We start from the raw sequence: 16,860 nt of genomic DNA on the forward strand, positions 1-16,860 counted from the left end.
GGCCGGGCGAGAGGGACGCGGTGGGGCAATCTACCGGCGGGCCCGCGGCAGCGGGACCCCTCGGACGGGTGCTCCGCCCGTCAGCCGCACCCGGCGTCGCCTTCGGACGCGCGGAGGTCGGACACCTGCCACCGCCCGTCCTCGGCGGTGAGCACGGCGTCGTAGGCGACGCGGGCGCCGCCCGTGCCCTCGGCCGCGGCGCCGTCCGCGTCGACCGCCACGAGGCCCGAGTCGTCGAGGCAGTCGGTGAGGACGACGACGTCCGTCGGCGTGCCGGCGACCTGCGGGTCGAGCACCACGGTGCCGCGGTAGGCGAGGCCCTCCGCCCGCTGCGCCGCGACGAAGGCGAGCGTGCGCTGCCGCTGCGGCTCCGCCGTCAGCGCCTCGAGCGTGCCGAGGGGCCGGGCGGGGTCGGCCAGCACCGCGACGTCCTCGGTCCAGAAGGCGACGTAGGCGTCGAAGACGGCCCGGGCGGCCGGGTCCTCCGGCGGCTCGGCGACGACCTCGACCCCGGCGTCGTCCGCGGGCGGCGCCGTGGTCGACGCCGACGTCACGGGCCCGGACGGCTCCGGGGAGCCGCCCGTCGTGGGCGGCGCGGACGCCGACGGCGCCGGCGTCGTCGTCCCGCTGGGGACGACGACCTCCGGCGCCGGCTCGTCGGTGCAGCCCGCGAGCGCGAGGGCGAGCAGCGGCACGCCCAGGAGCGCCCGCACCGCCCGGCCCCGCGCCGGGGTCACCCCTCGACCAGGCCCTTCTCCACGAGGTAGTCGCGGGCGACGTCCTCGGGGAGCAGGCGCTCCTGGTCGACCTGGGCGTTGAGGTCGGCGAGGTCCTCGGTGGTGAGGACCGGCGCCAGCTGGTTGAGCGTCTCGAGCAGCTGCGGGTCCGCCTCGGCGGACTCCGCGTTGACGACCGGCACGAGGTTGTTGGCCGGCTGGACCTCCTGGTCGTCCTCCAGGAGGACGAGGCCGAGGTCGGCGAGGGTCGCGTCGGTCGTCCCGCTGATGCCGATGGGCACCTGGCCGTCGGCGACCTTCTGCTTGCCGGTGATGCTGCCGAAGCCGTCGCCCGTCACGCCGCCGACGGTGATGCCGTAGGCGCTCTCGAGGATCGCGGCGCAGAAGGGCTGCTGCGTGGCGTCGAGGCACTCCTGCCCGGCGGCCATCTCGACGGGGCCGGACTGCGCCTCGCCGAACTGCGTCAGCGTCGTGACGCCCTCGGCGTCGGAGTACTCCTGCGTGACGTAGAAGGCGTTGTCGCTCGACGCCTCGGCGGGCTCCCCGAGGACGAGGCCCTGCTCCTCGGCGACCGGCTCGAAGGCGGCCATCGTGCCCTCGATGTCCGCGGTGGAGATCGGCTCGCCCGCGAGGAAGTCGGCCATGGAGGCCGCGTACTCGGGGAGCACGTCGACCTCGCCGCGCAGGAGGGCGTCGGCGTAGGTGGCCCGCTCGTCCGTGGCGGTCACGGTCACGTCGTAGCCGGCGTCCTCGAGGAGCGCCGCGTACATGGCCTCCATGACGGCCATCTCCGTGAAGGTCGCGCCGCCGACGGTGACGGCGCCGCCGCCGCCGGAGCCCTCGGAGGCGTCGCCGCCCGAGCCGCCCCCGGACAGGGCGTCGCCGCCGCCGCAGGCGGTGAGGGCCAGGACGCCCGCGAGCGGCAGCCCGAGCAGCGCGCTGCGGCGGCGCGCCGGCCGACGGGTGGTGGAGGTGGGGGTGGTGGGAGCGCCCATGGCAGGCCCGCCTTCTGTGTCCCGCGGCGCCGTGCGCCGCGCGTGTCCGGTGGGCCGGTCGGCCCGCGTCGGGAGGAAGTACACCCCCTGCGCGCCGCGCGGCGCACGCAGGGGTGGCCGCCCGCGCGTCACGGTCCGGTGACGGGCGGGCCGCCCCGGTCCGTCGTCAGCCCGCCGGCGTGGCCGCGGCCTGCGGCGCCGCGTCCTCCGGCACCGCCCGGCGGGAGGACGGGCGGCGCGCCAGCCGGCGCTGGAGGAGGCCCAGCAGCAGCTCCACGAGGAGGGCCACGGCCGCGACCAGCACGGCCCCGGCGACGACCTGCGGCTGGTCGCGCGTGGCGACCCCGGCCCGGATGCCGGCGCCGAGGGCCGTCGTGCTGACGAGGCCGACGACCGTGGCCGTGGCGACCACCTGCACCGCGGCGATGCGGACGCCGACCATGAGCAGCGGCGTCGCGAGCGGGAGCTCGACCCGCAGGACCTGCTGCAGCGGGCTCATGCCGAGGCCGCGGGCGGCGTCGACGGCAGCCCGGTCCACCTCCCGCATGCCCGTGTAGGTGTTCGTCAGCAGGGGCGGGATCGAGAACAGGGCCAGGGCGAGCACGAAGCTCGTCGTGCTGTCCCCCAGGGGCGGACCGACCAGCACGAAGATCACGAGCACGGCGAAGGTCGGGACCGCCCGACCGATGTTGGCGATGTTGATGGCGAGCGCCCCGCCGCGGCCGGTGTGCCCGAGCCACAGGCCGAGCGGGACGGCGACGACGACGGCGAGCAGGAGCGACAGGGAGGCGAGCCCGAGGTGGTCGACGGCCTGGCGGCCGAGCCCGAAGGAGCCGCGCCAGTTCTCGCCGTCGAGGAGGAACGACAGGGCGTCGGTGAGCCAGCTCATGCCGCCGCCCCCCGTCGCCACGGGGTGAGCGCCTTCTGCACGCCCAGGAGGAGGAGGTCGACCGCGAAGGCCAGGAGCACCGTGAGCACCGACGCCGTGAGCACCTGGGCGAAGAAGCGGGTGTCGAGGCCGCGGAAGAGGAGGTTGCCGAGCCCGCCGTGCGCGACGAGGGCCCCGACCGTCGTCAGCGCGACCGTGGAGACGCCCGCGACCCGGAGCGCGGCCATGAGGGACGGCAGCGCCAGCGGCACCTGGACCTGCCACAGCAGCCGGCCCGGCCCGAAGCCCATGCCGCGGGCGGCGTCCTCGACGTGCGAGGGCACGCCCTCGAGCCCGGCGACGACGCCGCGCACGACGATCGTCAGCGCGTAGAGCGACAGCGCGAGCACCACGGTGGTCAGCGTCAGGCCCGTGTAGGGCAGGACGAGCACGAACAGCGCCAGCGACGGGATCGTGTAGACGACGGTCGCGGCGCCGAGGACGAGCGTCTTGAGCCAGGCGGTGCGGCGGGCCAGCAGGGCCAGCGGGAAGCCGACGAGGAGGGCGACGGCGAGGCTCAGCACGAGGATCAGGACGTGCTCGCCGAGCGCCGCGAGGATGATGTCGGAGCGTGTCTCGAGGTAGAGCGGGCAGACCCAGTCGTTGCGGACCAGGCAGTTGTCCGCGACGCTCCCCGAGTGCAGCAGAGGGACGGACGCAGCGACGGGCACGCCGGGGACGCTAGCGGCGCGCCGATGATCCGGCTCGACGGGCTCGGCAAGAGGTACCCGGACGGGACGGTCGCCGTCGGCTCCCTCGACATGGAGGTCCGCCGCGGCGAGCTCGTCGCCCTCGTCGGCCCCTCGGGCTGCGGCAAGTCGACGACGCTGCGCATGGTCAACCGCCTCGTCGAGCCGACGAGCGGCCGGATCGTCCTCGACGGCGACGACGTCACGCAGGTCAGCGCGGTCGAGCTGCGCCGCCGCGTGGGCTACGTCATCCAGCAGGTCGGCCTCTTCCCCCACCTCACCGTCGGCGACAACGTCGCGACGGTCCCCCGCCTCCTCGGGTGGGACAAGAAGCGCCGTCGCGAGCGCGTCGCCGAGATGCTCGACCTCGTGGGGCTGCCGGCCGGCACGTACGCCGACCGCTACCCGCACGAGCTGTCCGGCGGCCAGCAGCAGCGCATCGGCGTCGCCCGGGGGCTCGCGGCCGACCCGGACGTCCTCCTCATGGACGAGCCCTTCGGGGCCGTCGACCCCATCGCCCGCGACCGGCTCCAGGGCGAGTTCCGCCGCATCCAGTCCGAGCTCCACAAGACCGTCCTCCTCGTCACCCACGACATCGACGAGGCCGTGCGGCTCGCCGACCGCATCGCCGTCTTCAGCGAGGGCGGGAGGCTCGAGCAGTACGCCGAGCCGGCCGCCGTGCTCGGCGCGCCGGCCAACGAGTTCGTCGCCGACTTCGTCGGCAGCGACCGCGGCCTGCGGCGGCTCGCCGTGCAGCCGGTCGAGGAGGCCGACCTCGTCCACCCGCCCGTCGTGCGCCTCACCGACCGCGCGGCCGACGCCCGGCGCACCATCGCCGGCGCTCCCGAGCCGTACGCCGTCGTCGTCGACGACGCGGGGTCGCTGCGCGGCTGGGTCGCCGCCCGCACGCTCGAGCAGTGCCCGCCCGACGCGCTCGTCGAGGAGGTCGCCCGCCGCTTCGGCGAGACGATCACGCTCGGGGAGTTCCTGCGCCGCGCGCTGTCCGAGCTCGTCCGCCACGACGCCGGGTGGCTCCCCGTCGTCGACGGCGAGCGCTACCTCGGCGTCCTCACGCCCGACGCCGTCTACGCGGCCCTGCGCCGGACCGTCCCCGGCGACGGCGGGGTGGACGCCACCGTCGAGCAGCCGCTGCTGCGGGCGGTCTGACGTGGCGGGCTCGTCCGCGGGCCGCCGGGTCGCCGTCCTCGGCGCCGGCCTCCTCGGCGCGGCGATGGCCGCACGGCTCGGCGAGCAGGGCGCGGACGTCCGGCTGTGGAACCGCACGGCCACCCGCGCGCAGGAGGCCGCCGACGGTGCGGACGGCGTCACCGCCGTCGAGCGGGCCGAGGACGCCGTGGCGGGGGCCGAGGTCGTCCTCACCGTCCTGCGCGACGGCGACGCCGTCCTCGAGGTGGCCCGCGCGGTCCTCCCCTCCCTCGGCGACGCCGTGTGGGTGCAGGCGAGCACCGTCGGTCCCGTCGCGGCGGGGCACCTGCGGGCCCTGGCGGCGGAGGCGGGGGTCGCCGACCTCGACGCGCCGGTGTCCGGCAGCACCGCGCCGGCCCGGCAGGGGGCGCTGACGTGGCTCGTCGCCGGGGACGCCGCCGTGCTGGACCGCGCCCGGCCGGTGCTCGACGACCTGGGCTCCCGCGTGCTGCACGTCGGCGAGCGGGTGGAGGGCAGCGCCCTCAAGGTCGTCGTCAACGCGTGGATGACGGCCGCCACCGCGGCGATGGCCGACTCCCTGGCCCTGGCCGAGCAGCTCGGCGTCGAGCCCGGCGCCCTGCGCGAGGTCCTCGACGGCGGACCGCTCGGCATGCCCTACGCCCTCGGCAAGGCCGCGATGATGGCCGAGGGGCGCTACCCGGCGGGCTTCCCCGCCGAGCTGGCGCTCAAGGACCTCGACCTCGCCGCGGGCGACGGCACGCTGCCCGGCTCGCTCGAGGCCGTCCGCGCGCGGCTGCGGCAGGCCGGGCCGGCCGGGCGCGGTCGCGAGGACGTCGCCGTCCTGGCCGAGCTCCCGCCCGGCTGACCCGACGCCGCGCGCCCCCGGCTCAGCGCACGCGCACCGCGACGAGCGCGACGTCGTCCTCCCGCACGGCGGGGGCGCAGCCCTCGAGCACGGCGTCGCACAGCCGCTGCGCGGAGCGCCGGACCTCCGGCGGCTGCTCCGAGAGCACCTGCACGAGACGGGCCATGCCGGTGTCGACGTCCTGGTCCCGCCGCTCGACGAGCCCGTCCGTGGCGAGGACGAGGACGTCGCCGCGGACGAGCCGGAGGCTCTGCGGGGTCCGCTCGCTGCCGTGGTCGACGCCCAGCAGCAGGTCGTGGTCGCCGGAGGCGATGCGCGCGGTCCCGTCGGCCCCGAGGACCACGGGCGGCGGGTGGCCGGCGTTCGACCAGACGAGGCGCCGGCCGCCGCCCGGCAGCTCGTCGAGCCGGGCGACGACGGCGGTGGCCGTCGTCCCGAGCCCGAGGCCGTGCATCGCCTCGTCGGTGCGGCGCAGCACCTCGTCCGGCGGCTCGTCCGTCGTGTAGGCGATGCCGCGCAGGAGCCCGCGCAGCTGGCCCATCCCCGCGGCCGCCTCGACGTCGTGGCCCATGACGTCGCCGATGACGACGAGCGGCGAGCCGCTGGGCTGGACGAGGACGTCGTACCAGTCGCCCCCCACCTCGGCGCGGCGCGAGGCCGGCTCGTAGCGCACCGCGACGTCGAGGCCGGGCAGGCGCGGGGGCGGCGTGAGGAGGCTGCGCTGGAGGCCCTCGGCGAGGCGCTTCTGCGCGCGGAACAGCACGGCGGCGTCGACGGCGATGCCGGCGCGGCGGGCGACCTCCGTGGCGGCCTCGACCTCTGCCGCCGAGAACGGGCCCGACGCGGGCTCGCGGACGAGCGTCAGCGTGCCGACCGCCCGACCGCGGACGACGAGCGGCAGCACCATCCCCGCCCCGGGGTGCAGCGCGCGGAAGGCCGCGGCCGTGCGCGGGTCGGGCAGCGTCGCGTCGATCTCGGCGTCGGTCACCTGGTCGGTGACGTTGGCCCGCAGCGCGGCGAGCGACTCCCCGACCCGGGGTCCCGGGGCCGGCCCCGAGCCGAGCAGGCGCGCCAGGGCGACGACCTCGGCCGTCCGCCCGGCGTCGCGGTGGGCCGCGCCGCTGGGGCGCCAGCGGCCCGCCTCGTCGACGAGCAGGAGGACCGACCAGTCCGCCAGCGTGGGGACGACGGCGCCGGCGAGCGCGCCGACGGCCCGCTCGGCCCACTCGGCGCCCTCCTCCTCGGTGACGTCCGCGGTGGGGCGCGCCGGCGCGGTGGGCGCGAGCACGCGGCCCACCTCGGCGAGGACGGCCAGGCGGTCGCGGGCCCCCCGCACCTCGGCGAGGACGGCGGCGCGCTCGGCCTCGGCGGCGAGCCGGTCGAGCGCCTGGCCCGCCATGCTGGCCAGCGCCTCGAGGAGCGGGCCCGCCTCCGGCCCGGCCGCGCCGGCCCACCGGAGCCCGAGGGCGCCGACGACGGTGCCGTGGCACCGCAGGGGCATGGCGGCCGCGGCGGCGACCCCCTCCGCGGCCAGCCCGGGGAAGCGGCGGGCCACGCCGTGCGGCGAGACGGCCGCGACGACCCGCCCCGTGCGGGCGGCCACGACCTCGGGCAGGCGGTCGGCGTCGTCGACCGGCGTCCCGGGGCCGGCCGGTGCCGCGTCCGTCCAGCGCAGCGCTCCCGCACCGGGCGCCGCGGTGCTGTCGGGGCGTGGCTCGGGGAGCAGGACGACTCCGGCGGCGGACGCCCCGGCGAGCCGGCGGCCGGCGACGAGGAGCAGGCGGACGACGTCGGGCCGCGAGCGCGCGGTCGCCAGGGCCGCGGACGTGTCGAGGAGGCCCCAGGTGCCCTCGCCCGGGGCTCCCGGCGCTGCTTCGGCCCCCGGCACGGCCACCTCGACCTCCTCGGCTCTCGCTCCCCGCATCGTCCCCGACCCGCTCCTCCCGCGCCCGCCCACCGCCCGCCCGCCCGCGTGCGGGCGGACGGCGTCCGTGGTCAGGCGGTGGGCTCGTCCTCGCCGACGACGACCTCGAGCCGGCCGGTGGCCAGGTCGTAGAGCGCCCCCGCGACGGGGAGGTCGTCCGGCAGGTAGGGCGAGCTGCGGACGCGCTGGACGTCGTGCCGCAGGCCCTCGCGCTGGTCGGGCACGGTGCGGAAGTGGAGGCTGCGCGTGTCCAGGCCCCGCCCGGCCATGACGCGGTGCACGTCCTCGTCGGTGTTCTTCGCCATCCGGCAGTCGGTGTGCGCGACGACGAGGACGCGCGTCACCTCCAGCAGATGCACGGCGAGGACGAGCGTGCGCAGGACGTCGCCGGTGACGCGGGCGCCGGCGTTGCGGAGGATCTTCGCGTCGCCGGGCTCGAGCCCCAGCATCCGCAGCGGCTCGATGCGCGAGTCCATGCACATGACGAGGCCGAGGCCCCGGGCGGCGCGCCCGGTGAGCCCTCCGTCGGCGTACGTCCGCGCGTGCACCTCGTTGGCGGCCAGCAGGTCGTCGAAAGCGGTCACGGCCGCATCGCACCAGACGGGGCGCCCGCGCGGGGCACCGACCCGCCACGTGGACGCCGCCGGCGGCCGGACGGGTGCCGGCGCACGGTCCGCGTCCCGGGTGCGCGCCCGCGCGGGGCGGGCGAGGGTGGGGACGGGCATCCAGCAGCGGGGGGCCCACGGACGCCACGCAGGAGTCGCGATGTTCCGCCATGTCAGGGAGCTGCAGTTCGAGGCCAAGCCGGAGAAGCCGGACGCCCTCTACGCCGCCAAGTTCCAGGAGATCCTGGGCGGTCAGTACGGCGAGATGACCGTGATGATGCAGTACCTCTGGCAGGGCTTCAGCTGCCGTATGCCGGGGAAGTACAAGGACATGATCATGGACATCGGCACGGAGGAGATCGCGCACGTCGAGATGCTGACGACGATGCTCGCCCGTCTCCTCGAGGGCGCGCCCGCGGAGACCACCGCGTCGGCCGCGGCCGCCAACCCCGTCCTCGCCGCCGTCCTCGGCGGCCAGAACCCCCAGCACGCCATCGTCGCCGGCGGCGGCGCCATGCCGACCAACAGCATGGGCGTGCCGTGGAACGCGAGCTACATCGTCGCCAGCGGGAACCTCCTCGCCGACTTCCGCGCCAACGTCACCGCCGAGGCGCAGGGCCGCCTGCAGACCTCCCGCCTCTACGGCATGACGGACGACCCGGGCGTCAGGGCGATGCTCAAGTTCAACCTGGCCCGCGACACGTGGCACCAGCAGCAGTGGTTGCTCGGCATCGAGCAGCTCGTCGCGGACGGCTACTCGGACGTCATCGAGACCTCGAACGCGGAGGAGGAGGACCAGCGCTGGAACAAGGCGTTCTACTCCCCCAACCCCGGCAGCACCGCGGGCGAGGGGCGCTGGGCCCAGGGGCCCACGCTCGTCGGCGACGGGCAGATCGAGTTCGTCCCCGACGCGCCGCCGCTCACCGACGACACGGGCGTCCTGCCGGCGCCCGACCCTCTCCTCCACGCCACCTACGACGGGTCGCAGGGCCCCGGCGCACCGGGCACGCCCGGCGGCGGCCTCAAGAAGGCCGGCCAGGGGCTCGTCGACAAGGTGAAGGACGCGCTCGACTGACCCCGCCGTCCGGGACTCCCGGACGCAGGCACGACGAGGGGCGCCCGCCGGTCGGCGGGCGCCCCTCGTCGTGCGTCGGCCCGGGGGCCGGGTGGTCAGCCGTCGGCGCCGCAGGTGGCGTCGGTGTCGACGTCCGCCTCGACCTGCCCCTCCTCGAGCCCGCTCTCGGCGAGCGCCGCGTCGCCGGTGGCCCAACGGAGCTCGGCGATGTCCTCGCCGCCCTCGTCGCAGACGACCTCGAGGTCGTAGACGCCGTCGCCGCGCTCCTCGCGGAGCTCGGTCGCGATGCCGCGCAGCGCCTCCTCGGTCGGGACCTCCCCGACGGAGACGGTCACGTCCGTCTCGCCGTCGTCGCCCGGCTCCTCGGAGACCACCTCGTACGTCGGCGCCTCGCTCTGCACCGAGGGGTCGATCTCGGTGCCCGTCTCCTGCGACCCGCTGCACGCGGCGAGGAGGAGGAGGGGCGCGACGAGGGCGGTGGCGAGCGGGGCTCGGGCGGCGGTACGCATGCCGCGACAGTGCCACGGGGCCCCGGCGCCCGCACCGCGGCACGGGCGGGCGCTCCCCTACCGTCGCCCGGTGACCGCAGCCACCCTCGCGCTGGCGCTCGACCTCTCGGGCGTCTTCGTCTTCGCCCTGGCGGGGGCGCTCGCGGCGGTACGGCGCCACCTCGACGTCCTCGGCCTCGTCGTCGTCGCCACGGTCTCGTCGGTGGGCGGCGGGCTCGTGCGCGACACCCTCATCGGCGTCCAGCCGCCGTCGGCCCTGCAGGACTGGCGCTACCTCGCCGTCCCCCTCGCCGCGGCGGCGCTGGTGTGGGCCCTGCACCAGCGGCTCCAGCGGCTGCGCCGGTCCGTCGTCGTCGCCGACGCCTTCGGCCTGGGCCTCTTCGCCGTGTCCGGCACGGCGACGGCGCTGGCCGCCGGCCTGTCCGCGCCGTCGTCGTGCCTGCTGGGCGTGCTCACCGGCGTGGGGGGCGGCGTCATCCGGGACGTGCTGCTCGTGCAGGTCCCGCTCGTGCTGTCCGACGGGCAGTTCTACGCCGTCGCCGCGCTGGTGGGCTGCCTGCTCGTGACGGTCACCTACCGGCTCGAGGTCTTCGGGCCCGTTACCGCCGTCGCCGCGACGCTGCTCGTCGTCGTCCTCCGGCTCGGGGCGCTGCGCCTGCGGTGGCGCCTGCCGGTCCCGGGGCGCGCGAGGACGGGCGGGGCGCCCGACGCCTGAGCCGCGGGCGCCGGGCCCTCAGCCGTCGCGGCGGTCCAGGAGGCCGCGGACGTAGGCGGCCTGGCCGAGGTGCTGCAGGCAGTCCGAGGCCACGCTGGCGAGGCGGACGCCGTACGTGACGGGCGGGTCCCAACCCTCGTCGACGACCCGGTCCAGCGCCTCGGCGTCGAGGGCGCCGACGACCTCGTGGGCGCGCGCCCCGACGGCGTCGGCGTAGCCCGCCAGCAGGTCCGCGGACGCCCGCACCCGCGCGACGTCGTCCGCGTCGTGGCCGTAGCCCGTGTCGCCGGCGGGGAGGTCGAGCGCGAAGGCCTCGCGCCAGGAGCCCGCGGGTCCCTCGCCCGCCTCGTGCCAGACCTGGCGCCGTCCCGCCGCGTCGGCGAGGTGGTCGTCCATGACCCGGGCCTGGTGCCAGACGAGCCAGGCGATCGTGTTGGCCCCCTCGGCCGGCGGCGTCGCCAGCTCCTCGACGGACAGGCCCTCGACCACCCCGGGCGCGAGCTCCCGCGCCCGGCCGAGGACCTCCTGGAGCAGCGTCGCGACGTCCATGCCCGCCACGGTAGGCACGTCGCGGGGCCCCCGCCCGTCGCTGCCGTCCGGCGCGCGACGGGGGCCCGGTCGCGCCCACCGGGCGACGCCGGTGACGAACAGGCGCCTGTTCGCGCCTACGAGGCCTCCCCGATGACGAACAGGCGCCTGCTCGGGTTCACGGGGTGTCTGGGCGGCGAACAGGCGCCTACTCGCGCCCGGGAGAAGCCCCCGGCGACGAGCAGGCGCCTGCTCGCGGTCCGGGCCGTCAGCCGTCCTCGCGCGAGGCGCGGGAGAGCCGGGCGCGCACGTCCTCCCACGAGGGGCCGTGGGCGGCGAGGAGGACCGGCGTCGTCCAGGTCGCGGCGCCGTCGGGGGGCGGGACGTCCTCGCCGCCGACGAGCAGGTGCGCCCCGCCCGGCAGGGCGACGGCGCGGACGAGGGGGTCGTCCGCCCGGCGCGCGGAGGAGCGGCGGGAGGCCGTCGACGCCGTCAGCGCCCACAGCTCCTCGGGCTCGCGGCGGGCCGTGGCGAGGACGACCGCGCCGAGCATCTCGCTGGGGCGCACCACCCCGTCCGGCGGGGGCAGCGGTGGCGTCCGCCGGGTCGAGGCGTGCCGGAGGCGACCACCGACGTCGAGGAGCTCCTGCTCGCCGGCGGGCGGCACGGGCAGCGCGAGGTGCAGGCCGCCGACGAGCACGGGCGCGTCGGCCGCCGTCGCGGCGAGCGCGCGGAGCCGCAGGACGCCGGTCGGCGACAGGTCGAGGACCACCTCCACCTCGAGCCCGCACGCCGGGTCCGCGGCCCGCGCCGTCAGCCGCTGGTGGTCGCCGCGGGTGACGCCGAGGGTCAGGCGGGTCCGCCGGAGCGTGGCGGGCGGCGCCGGCCGGGCCGGCGGCCGCGACGCCGGGACGGCCCTCGGCGGGGCGTCCCCCGGGACGTCGGCCGCCGCGACGTCGCCGTCCCGGCCGTCGCCCCGGACGGTCGCGGTCGGGGCGGGCGACGTGGTCGTCGGTGCCCCGGGGACGGCCGTCACGGCCACGAGGCCCGGTCCCGGCGTCCCGAACGGTGCCGGGGCGAGCAGCGGCGTCCCCAGCGGCACCGCCGCCGGCGCCCGCCGCGCCCCGGGACGGCCGCCCGCGCGTCGGGCGGGGGCCAGGGCCGCCGCGAGCGCGTCGACCTCGTCGACGGACAGCTCGCCGAGGTCCCCGCCCCAGTGCAGGACGCCGGGCAGACCGGTCCCCGCGGCGTCGAGGAGCAGGCTCGTGCCGCCGGCGCGCAGGTGGACGACCGAGGCGACGCCCCAGGGGTCGTCCACCTCGTCGTCGTCGGACGGCAGGTGCGCGCCGTCGGACGCTCCGGCCACTCCGCACCTCCTCGGGCGGGGGCCGCCGGCGTCGGCGCCGGCGGCAGGGCACCACTGTCGCCCCTCGCGCGCCCGTGCGCACCGACTCCGCCGAGGTCCGTCTCCGCCTCGCCCCTCGGACCCGCGTCCCGTCCACCTCTCGCGACGTGTGGCCATGAGGCGCCGGCGGGCCGCCTGCGGACGCCGTCATGGCCACACGTCGCGGTGAGGGGGCGCAACGGAGGAGGGCGGGACGGGGCGCGAGGACGGGCGGGCGGGCCGCCGCGAAGCACCACACTGGCGCCGTGCACCGTGCGCAGGCCGTCCTCGACCGCCTCGTCGACGCCGTCGCGGAGGACGGCTTCGGCGCCCTCGGCCTCCACGTCCGCACGGGCGACGCGACGGCGCAGCACCTCTGGGCCGAGGACGTCCGCCGCGACGTCCACTCCGTCGCCAAGGCCGTGTGCGTCCTCGCCGTCGGGATCGCCGCGGACGAAGGCCTCCTCGACGTCGACGCCCCCGTCCTCGAGCACCTCCCCCACCCCCGGCCGGGCGACGGCGTCGCCGGCGTGACGACGCGGCACCTGCTCGCGATGACGAGCGGGATCGACCTGCCGTGGTCCCCGACGCTCCTCACGGACTGGCCCGACCTCGCCGCCGAGTACCTGGGCCGCCCCTCGCGCGGACGGGTCTTCCAGTACTCCAACGCCGGCACCTACACGGCGGCGCGGGTGCTCGCGGCCGTCGTCGGCGACGTCCCCGCGTGGCTGGGGCCACGCCTCCTCGCGCCGCTGGGCGCTGAGGACGCGGTGTGGGACCGCTGCCCGCTCGGCTTCGTCGCGGCGGGCGAGGGCCTGCACCTGTCGCTGGGCGAGCTCGCGAGGCTCGGTCACCTCGTCCGCGACGAGGGCGCGTGGGAGGGCCGGCAGCTCGTCGACCCGCGGTGGGTCCGGGCGATGCACACGGGCTGGACGGAGCGCGACGCCGGGCCGGGCTACACGCGGTACGCGCTCGCCGGGTGGGGCGGCCCCGGCCGCGCGTGGCGGCTGCACGGCGCGTACGGGCAGATGCTGCTGCTCCTCGACGACGCCGTCGTCACCGTGACCGCCGACGACCACGCCGGCGCGGACCGGATGGCCGTCCGCGTCGTCGAGGCGCTGGAGGCCACGGCCCCCCGGTGAGCCGCCCGGCGGACGGTGCCGGGCCGTCCCTGGACGCCCGCCCCGGGCCGGGCCACGATCGGCGCGACGACGACGGCACGAGGAGGACCACCGGTGGGCGAGCAGCAGGGCGGCTTCAGCGACGACGAGCGGGCGGCGGTGGCGCAGCGCGCCGCGGAGCTGCGCTCCACCAAGGGCCTCAAGGGGGCGGCGCGCCTGGCGAAGGAGCTCGAGGCCTGCGCCGCGGCGGTGGAGGCGCTCGAGGGCGTCGACCGCGAGGTCGCCGCCCGGCTGCACGTCCTCGTCGCCGAGGAGGCCCCCCAGCTCGACCCCAAGACCTGGTACGGCTTCCCGTCGTACGCGCGCGACGGCGAGGTCGTCGTCTTCTACCAGCCGGCCTCGAAGTTCGGCACGCGCTACGGGACGGTCGGCTTCCAGCAGTCGGCCCGGCTGGACGACGGGCCGATGTGGGCGACGTCCTTCGCCGTCCTCGAGGTGACCGACGAGGTCGAGGCGCGGCTGCGCGAGCTCGTGCGCCGGGCCGCCGGCTGACCCGGCGGCCCGGAGACGGGTCAGCCCCCGAGCGGCTCCGCGCCCTCCGCGCGGCGCAGCACCCGCGCCTCCCACGGCGCGAGGACGGGGTCGGCGACGACGTCGGCCGGGTCCCGCTCCGGCGTCGAGCCGAGCACCAGCTCGACGGCCCAGCCGTCGGGGTCGGCGACGGCCTCCGGCAGGAGGTCGGTGAGGTCCACGGCCGAGCCCCCGACGTTGCAGACGACGAGCAGCTCGTCGACGGCCGGCGCCCCCTCGGCGTCCGTCCCCTCCAGCCGCCGCGCGAAGGCGTACACCCGCTCGTGCTCGGGCAGCAGCATCGTGAAGTCGCCGAGCGCGACGACGGGCCACGTGTGCCGCAGCGCGATGAGGCGGCGGTGGTGGGCGAGGACCGACGTCGGGTCGTCCGCCTGCGCCGCGACGTTCCAGCCGTCGGCGTGGTCGGGGTTGACGGCGAGCCACGGCTCCCCCGTCGTGAAGCCCGCCGACGGCGACGCGTCCCACTGGACCGGGGTCCGCGCGTTGTCCCGGCTGGAGACGGCGACCCGGGGCAGGACCTCCGCCGGGTCCCCGCCGTGGGCGACCTCCTCGGCGAGGTGGTTGACGCTCTCGATGTCGCGGAACTCGTCGGCGGAGGACCACGGGAAGTTCGCCATCCCGATCTCCTCGCCCTGGTAGACGTACGGCGTCCCCCGGTGCAGGTGCAGCAACGTCGCGAGGCACCGGGCCGACGCCGCACGGTGCTCCGGGGAGTCGTCGCCCCAGCGCGACACGATGCGCGGCTGGTCGTGGTTGTTCCAGTACAGGCTGTTCCAGCCGCGCTCGGCAAGGCCGGCCTGCCAGCGGCCGAAGGACGCCTTGAGCCCGCGCAGGTCCAGCGGCACGGGGTGCCACTTGCTGCCGTCGTGGTCGAGGTCGACGTGCTCGAACTGGAAGACCATGTCGACCTCGCGGCTCGCCGGGTCGGTGAACCGCTGGGCGTCGGCCACGGTGACGCCCGGCATCTCGCCCACCGTGAGGGTCTTCTCGGGCCGCCCGGCGAAGACCTCGGCGTGCATCTCCGCGAGGTACTCGTGGATGCGCGGGCCGCAGAGGTACTGCTCGCCGCCGCCGGCCAGCCCCGTGCGCGGGTCGGTGTCGCGGCCGTCGGCCAGCTGCCCGTCGGGGCCGACGTGCTTGCTGACCATGTTGATGACGTCCATGCGGAAGCCGTCGACCCCCCGGTCGAGCCACCACCGCATCATCTGGTGGACGGCCGCACGGACCTCGGGGTTCTCCCAGTTGAGGTCGGGCTGCTTCCGCGAGAAGAGGTGCAGGTAGTACTCGCCGCTCGCCTCGTCGAGCGTCCAGGCCGGCCCGGAGAAGTGCGAGCGCCAGTTGGTCGGCTCGGCGCCCGGTGCCCCGGCGGCCATGCCCTCGCGCGGACCGCGCCACCAGTACCAGTCGCGCCTGTCGCTCGTCGGCGAGCTCTTCGCGTCGACGAACCACGCGTGCTCGTCGCTCGTGTGGTTGACGACGAGGTCCATGACGAGCCGCATGCCGCGGGCGTGGAGGCCATCGGTGAGGGCGTCGAGGTCCTCGAGCGTGCCGAAGGCCGGGTGGACGGCCTGGTAGTCGCTGATGTCGTAGCCGTTGTCGTCCTGCGGGGAGGCGTAGACGGGCGACAGCCAGACGACGTCGACGCCGAGGTCGGCGAGGTGGTCCAGGCGTGCGGTGATCCCGGGGATGTCGCCGATCCCGTCGCCGTCGGAGTCGGCGAAGGAGCGCGGGTACACCTGGTAGACGACGGCGTCGGCCCACCACGGCACCGGCTCGCCGGGGCCGCCGGGCCCGGCGCCGTCCGGCGGGGTGACGACGCGGGGCGCGGGGCCGGTGGGCGGCGGGGTCTGCTCGGTCTCGGCGGACGTCATGGGCCGATCCTGGCGAGCGCGCGGGCCCGGCGCACGTCTCCGGGCCCGCCCGCGCGGGAGCGGGCCCGGAGACGTGCCCGGGGACGGGTCAGACGCCCGCGGGGACGCGGTCGCCGCGGACGGCGTCGACGACCTCGGCGAGGACGCGCTCGCTGTCCTCGTGCGGGACCTGGCAGGTGCCGGCGGCGCGGTGGCCCCCGCCGCCGTGGGCGAGGCAGACGGCGCCGACGTCGGCCGGCGACGTGCGGTCGACGATCGACTTGCCCACCGCGAGCACGGTGTTGAGGCGCGCACGGCCCCAGATGACGTGGACCGAGACCCGCGCCTGCGGGAAGAGCGCGTAGACGACGAAGCGGTTGCCGGCGTGGATGACCTCCTCGTCGCGCAGGTCGACGACGACGACGTCGCCGACGACGGTGGAGCAGCGGCGGAGCTGCTCGACGAAGAGGGCGGACTGGGCGCGGTAGAGCTCGACCCGCTCGGCGACGTCCGGGAGGCGGAGGATCTCCTCGACGTCGGCGTGCACGGCGCAGGCGTCGACGAGCTGCATCATCAGCCGGTAGTTCGAGACGCGGAACTCGCGGAAGCGGCCGAGGCCGGTGCGGCTGTCCATGAGGACGTTGAGCAGCGTCCAGCCCTGCGGGTCGAGGACCTCCTCGACGTCGTACGCGGCCGAGTCGGCGCGGTCGACGGCGTCCATGAGGTCCGCGGACACGAGCGGGAAGCGCTCGGCCCCGCCGAAGTGGTCGAAGACGACGCGGGCGGCCGAGGGCGCCGAGGCGTCGATGACGTGGTTGGCCCGCTCCTCGCCGCCGCCGCGGACCAGCTCCGACGCGTGGTGGTCGAAGACGAGGCGCGCGCGGGGGTCGTACGGGAGGTTCGTGAGGACGTCGCGGTCGGTGATCTCCACCGTGCCGTCCTGGACGTCCTTGGGGTGGACGAAGGTGATCTCCTCGACGAGGTCCAGATGACGCAGGAGCACCGCGCACACGAGGCCGTCGAAGTCGCTGCGGGTGACGAGGCGGAGGCCGCCGGTGGCCCCGCCCTCCCGCGTCGGGGTGGTCTGGGGGCTGGGCTGCGTCACGGGATCGCGCTCCTCCGGTCGGCTGCGGCACCGCGCCGCAGACCTCCCTCGGGTCGGCCGTCGCGGCGAGGG

General features: G+C 77.0%; 17 protein-coding genes. 6 read left to right on the forward strand and 11 right to left on the reverse strand.

Translation table 11 applies throughout. The features are described from left to right. Nucleotides 1–80 precede the first annotated feature (80 nt). The 4 genes from EDC03_RS17610 to EDC03_RS09640 all read right to left on the reverse strand — a co-directional run bounded on the left by EDC03_RS17610 (nucleotide 81) and on the right by EDC03_RS09640 (nucleotide 3,331). On the reverse strand, nucleotides 81–737 hold the full coding sequence (locus tag EDC03_RS17610; RefSeq protein WP_158674257.1) for a hypothetical protein: 657 nt from the start codon (nucleotides 735–737) through the stop codon (nucleotides 81–83). Further along, on the reverse strand, nucleotides 734–1,732 hold the full coding sequence (locus EDC03_RS09630; RefSeq protein ID WP_123379987.1) for an ABC transporter substrate-binding protein: 999 nt from the start codon (nucleotides 1,730–1,732) through the stop codon (nucleotides 734–736). The genes EDC03_RS17610 and EDC03_RS09630 overlap by 4 nt, the downstream gene beginning before the upstream one ends. A gap of 166 nt (nucleotides 1,733–1,898) precedes the next feature. Then, nucleotides 1,899–2,621 (reverse strand): ABC transporter permease, encoded by a 723-nt coding sequence (locus EDC03_RS09635; protein WP_123380117.1) that lies wholly within the window; start codon nucleotides 2,619–2,621, stop codon nucleotides 1,899–1,901. Beyond that, entirely contained in the window at nucleotides 2,618–3,331 is a 714-nt protein-coding gene (locus tag EDC03_RS09640; protein ID WP_199720102.1) for an ABC transporter permease, read from the reverse strand. The genes EDC03_RS09635 and EDC03_RS09640 overlap by 4 nt, the downstream gene beginning before the upstream one ends. A 24-nt stretch (nucleotides 3,332–3,355) precedes the next feature. Between EDC03_RS09640 and EDC03_RS09645 the strand changes: the two genes are divergently transcribed. After that, nucleotides 3,356–4,516 (forward strand): ABC transporter ATP-binding protein, encoded by a 1,161-nt coding sequence (locus EDC03_RS09645; RefSeq protein WP_123379988.1) that lies wholly within the window; start codon nucleotides 3,356–3,358, stop codon nucleotides 4,514–4,516. 1 nt (nucleotide 4,517) lies between these two features. After that, entirely contained in the window at nucleotides 4,518–5,381 is an 864-nt protein-coding gene (locus tag EDC03_RS09650) for an NAD(P)-dependent oxidoreductase (protein ID WP_123379989.1), read from the forward strand. A 22-nt stretch (nucleotides 5,382–5,403) separates the two neighbouring features. On the opposite strand, the gene EDC03_RS09655 is transcribed toward EDC03_RS09650, so the two are convergent. Beyond that, nucleotides 5,404–7,305 (reverse strand): PP2C family protein-serine/threonine phosphatase, encoded by a 1,902-nt coding sequence (locus EDC03_RS09655; RefSeq protein WP_123379990.1) that lies wholly within the window; start codon nucleotides 7,303–7,305, stop codon nucleotides 5,404–5,406. Nucleotides 7,306–7,376: 71 nt separating this feature from the next. Beyond that, a complete protein-coding gene (locus EDC03_RS09660; protein ID WP_241967125.1) occupies nucleotides 7,377–7,889 on the reverse strand; it encodes a beta-class carbonic anhydrase in 513 nt (170 codons plus the stop codon). Nucleotides 7,890–8,070: 181 nt separating this feature from the next. Between EDC03_RS09660 and EDC03_RS09665 the strand changes: the two genes are divergently transcribed. Next, the gene (locus EDC03_RS09665; protein ID WP_123379992.1) at nucleotides 8,071–8,985 is read left to right on the forward strand and encodes a manganese catalase; all 915 of its coding nucleotides are present in this window, start codon (nucleotides 8,071–8,073) and stop codon (nucleotides 8,983–8,985) included. A gap of 95 nt (nucleotides 8,986–9,080) precedes the next feature. On the opposite strand, the gene EDC03_RS09670 is transcribed toward EDC03_RS09665, so the two are convergent. Continuing rightward, nucleotides 9,081–9,494, reverse strand: coding sequence for a hypothetical protein (locus tag EDC03_RS09670; protein ID WP_123379993.1), 414 nt, complete (start codon nucleotides 9,492–9,494; stop codon nucleotides 9,081–9,083). Between the two features lie 70 nt (nucleotides 9,495–9,564). On the opposite strand from EDC03_RS09670, the gene EDC03_RS09675 reads away from it, so the two are divergent. Continuing rightward, on the forward strand, nucleotides 9,565–10,209 hold the full coding sequence (locus tag EDC03_RS09675; RefSeq protein WP_199720103.1) for a trimeric intracellular cation channel family protein: 645 nt from the start codon (nucleotides 9,565–9,567) through the stop codon (nucleotides 10,207–10,209). An 18-nt stretch (nucleotides 10,210–10,227) separates the two neighbouring features. Here EDC03_RS09675 and EDC03_RS09680 read toward each other — a convergent pair whose 3' ends face one another. Both EDC03_RS09680 and EDC03_RS09685 read right to left on the reverse strand, forming a co-directional pair. Continuing rightward, nucleotides 10,228–10,758 (reverse strand): mycothiol transferase, encoded by a 531-nt coding sequence (locus tag EDC03_RS09680; protein ID WP_123380118.1) that lies wholly within the window; start codon nucleotides 10,756–10,758, stop codon nucleotides 10,228–10,230. Nucleotides 10,759–11,005: 247 nt separating this feature from the next. Further along, nucleotides 11,006–12,103: a hypothetical protein gene (locus EDC03_RS09685; protein ID WP_123379995.1), complete on the reverse strand. Its 1,098-nt coding sequence runs from the start codon at nucleotides 12,101–12,103 to the stop codon at nucleotides 11,006–11,008. Nucleotides 12,104–12,387: 284 nt separating this feature from the next. Here EDC03_RS09685 and EDC03_RS09690 point away from each other — a divergent pair, with 284 nt between their 5' ends. After that, nucleotides 12,388–13,263, forward strand: a complete 876-nt coding sequence (locus tag EDC03_RS09690) for a serine hydrolase domain-containing protein (RefSeq protein WP_123379996.1) — start codon at nucleotides 12,388–12,390, stop codon at nucleotides 13,261–13,263. Between the two features lie 93 nt (nucleotides 13,264–13,356). Next, nucleotides 13,357–13,794, forward strand: a complete 438-nt coding sequence (locus EDC03_RS09695; protein ID WP_123379997.1) for a hypothetical protein — start codon at nucleotides 13,357–13,359, stop codon at nucleotides 13,792–13,794. 20 nt (nucleotides 13,795–13,814) lie between these two features. On the opposite strand, the gene EDC03_RS09700 is transcribed toward EDC03_RS09695, so the two are convergent. Both EDC03_RS09700 and EDC03_RS09705 read right to left on the reverse strand, forming a co-directional pair. Then, nucleotides 13,815–15,704: a glycoside hydrolase family 13 protein gene (locus EDC03_RS09700; protein ID WP_123379998.1), complete on the reverse strand. Its 1,890-nt coding sequence runs from the start codon at nucleotides 15,702–15,704 to the stop codon at nucleotides 13,815–13,817. Nucleotides 15,705–15,792: 88 nt separating this feature from the next. Then, on the reverse strand, nucleotides 15,793–16,788 hold the full coding sequence (locus tag EDC03_RS09705; protein ID WP_241967126.1) for an exopolyphosphatase: 996 nt from the start codon (nucleotides 16,786–16,788) through the stop codon (nucleotides 15,793–15,795). Nucleotides 16,789–16,860: the final 72 nt, after the last annotated feature.

This window comes from Pseudokineococcus lusitanus, assembly GCF_003751265.1.
GTDB classification, from domain to species: domain Bacteria; phylum Actinomycetota; class Actinomycetes; order Actinomycetales; family Quadrisphaeraceae; genus Pseudokineococcus; species Pseudokineococcus lusitanus.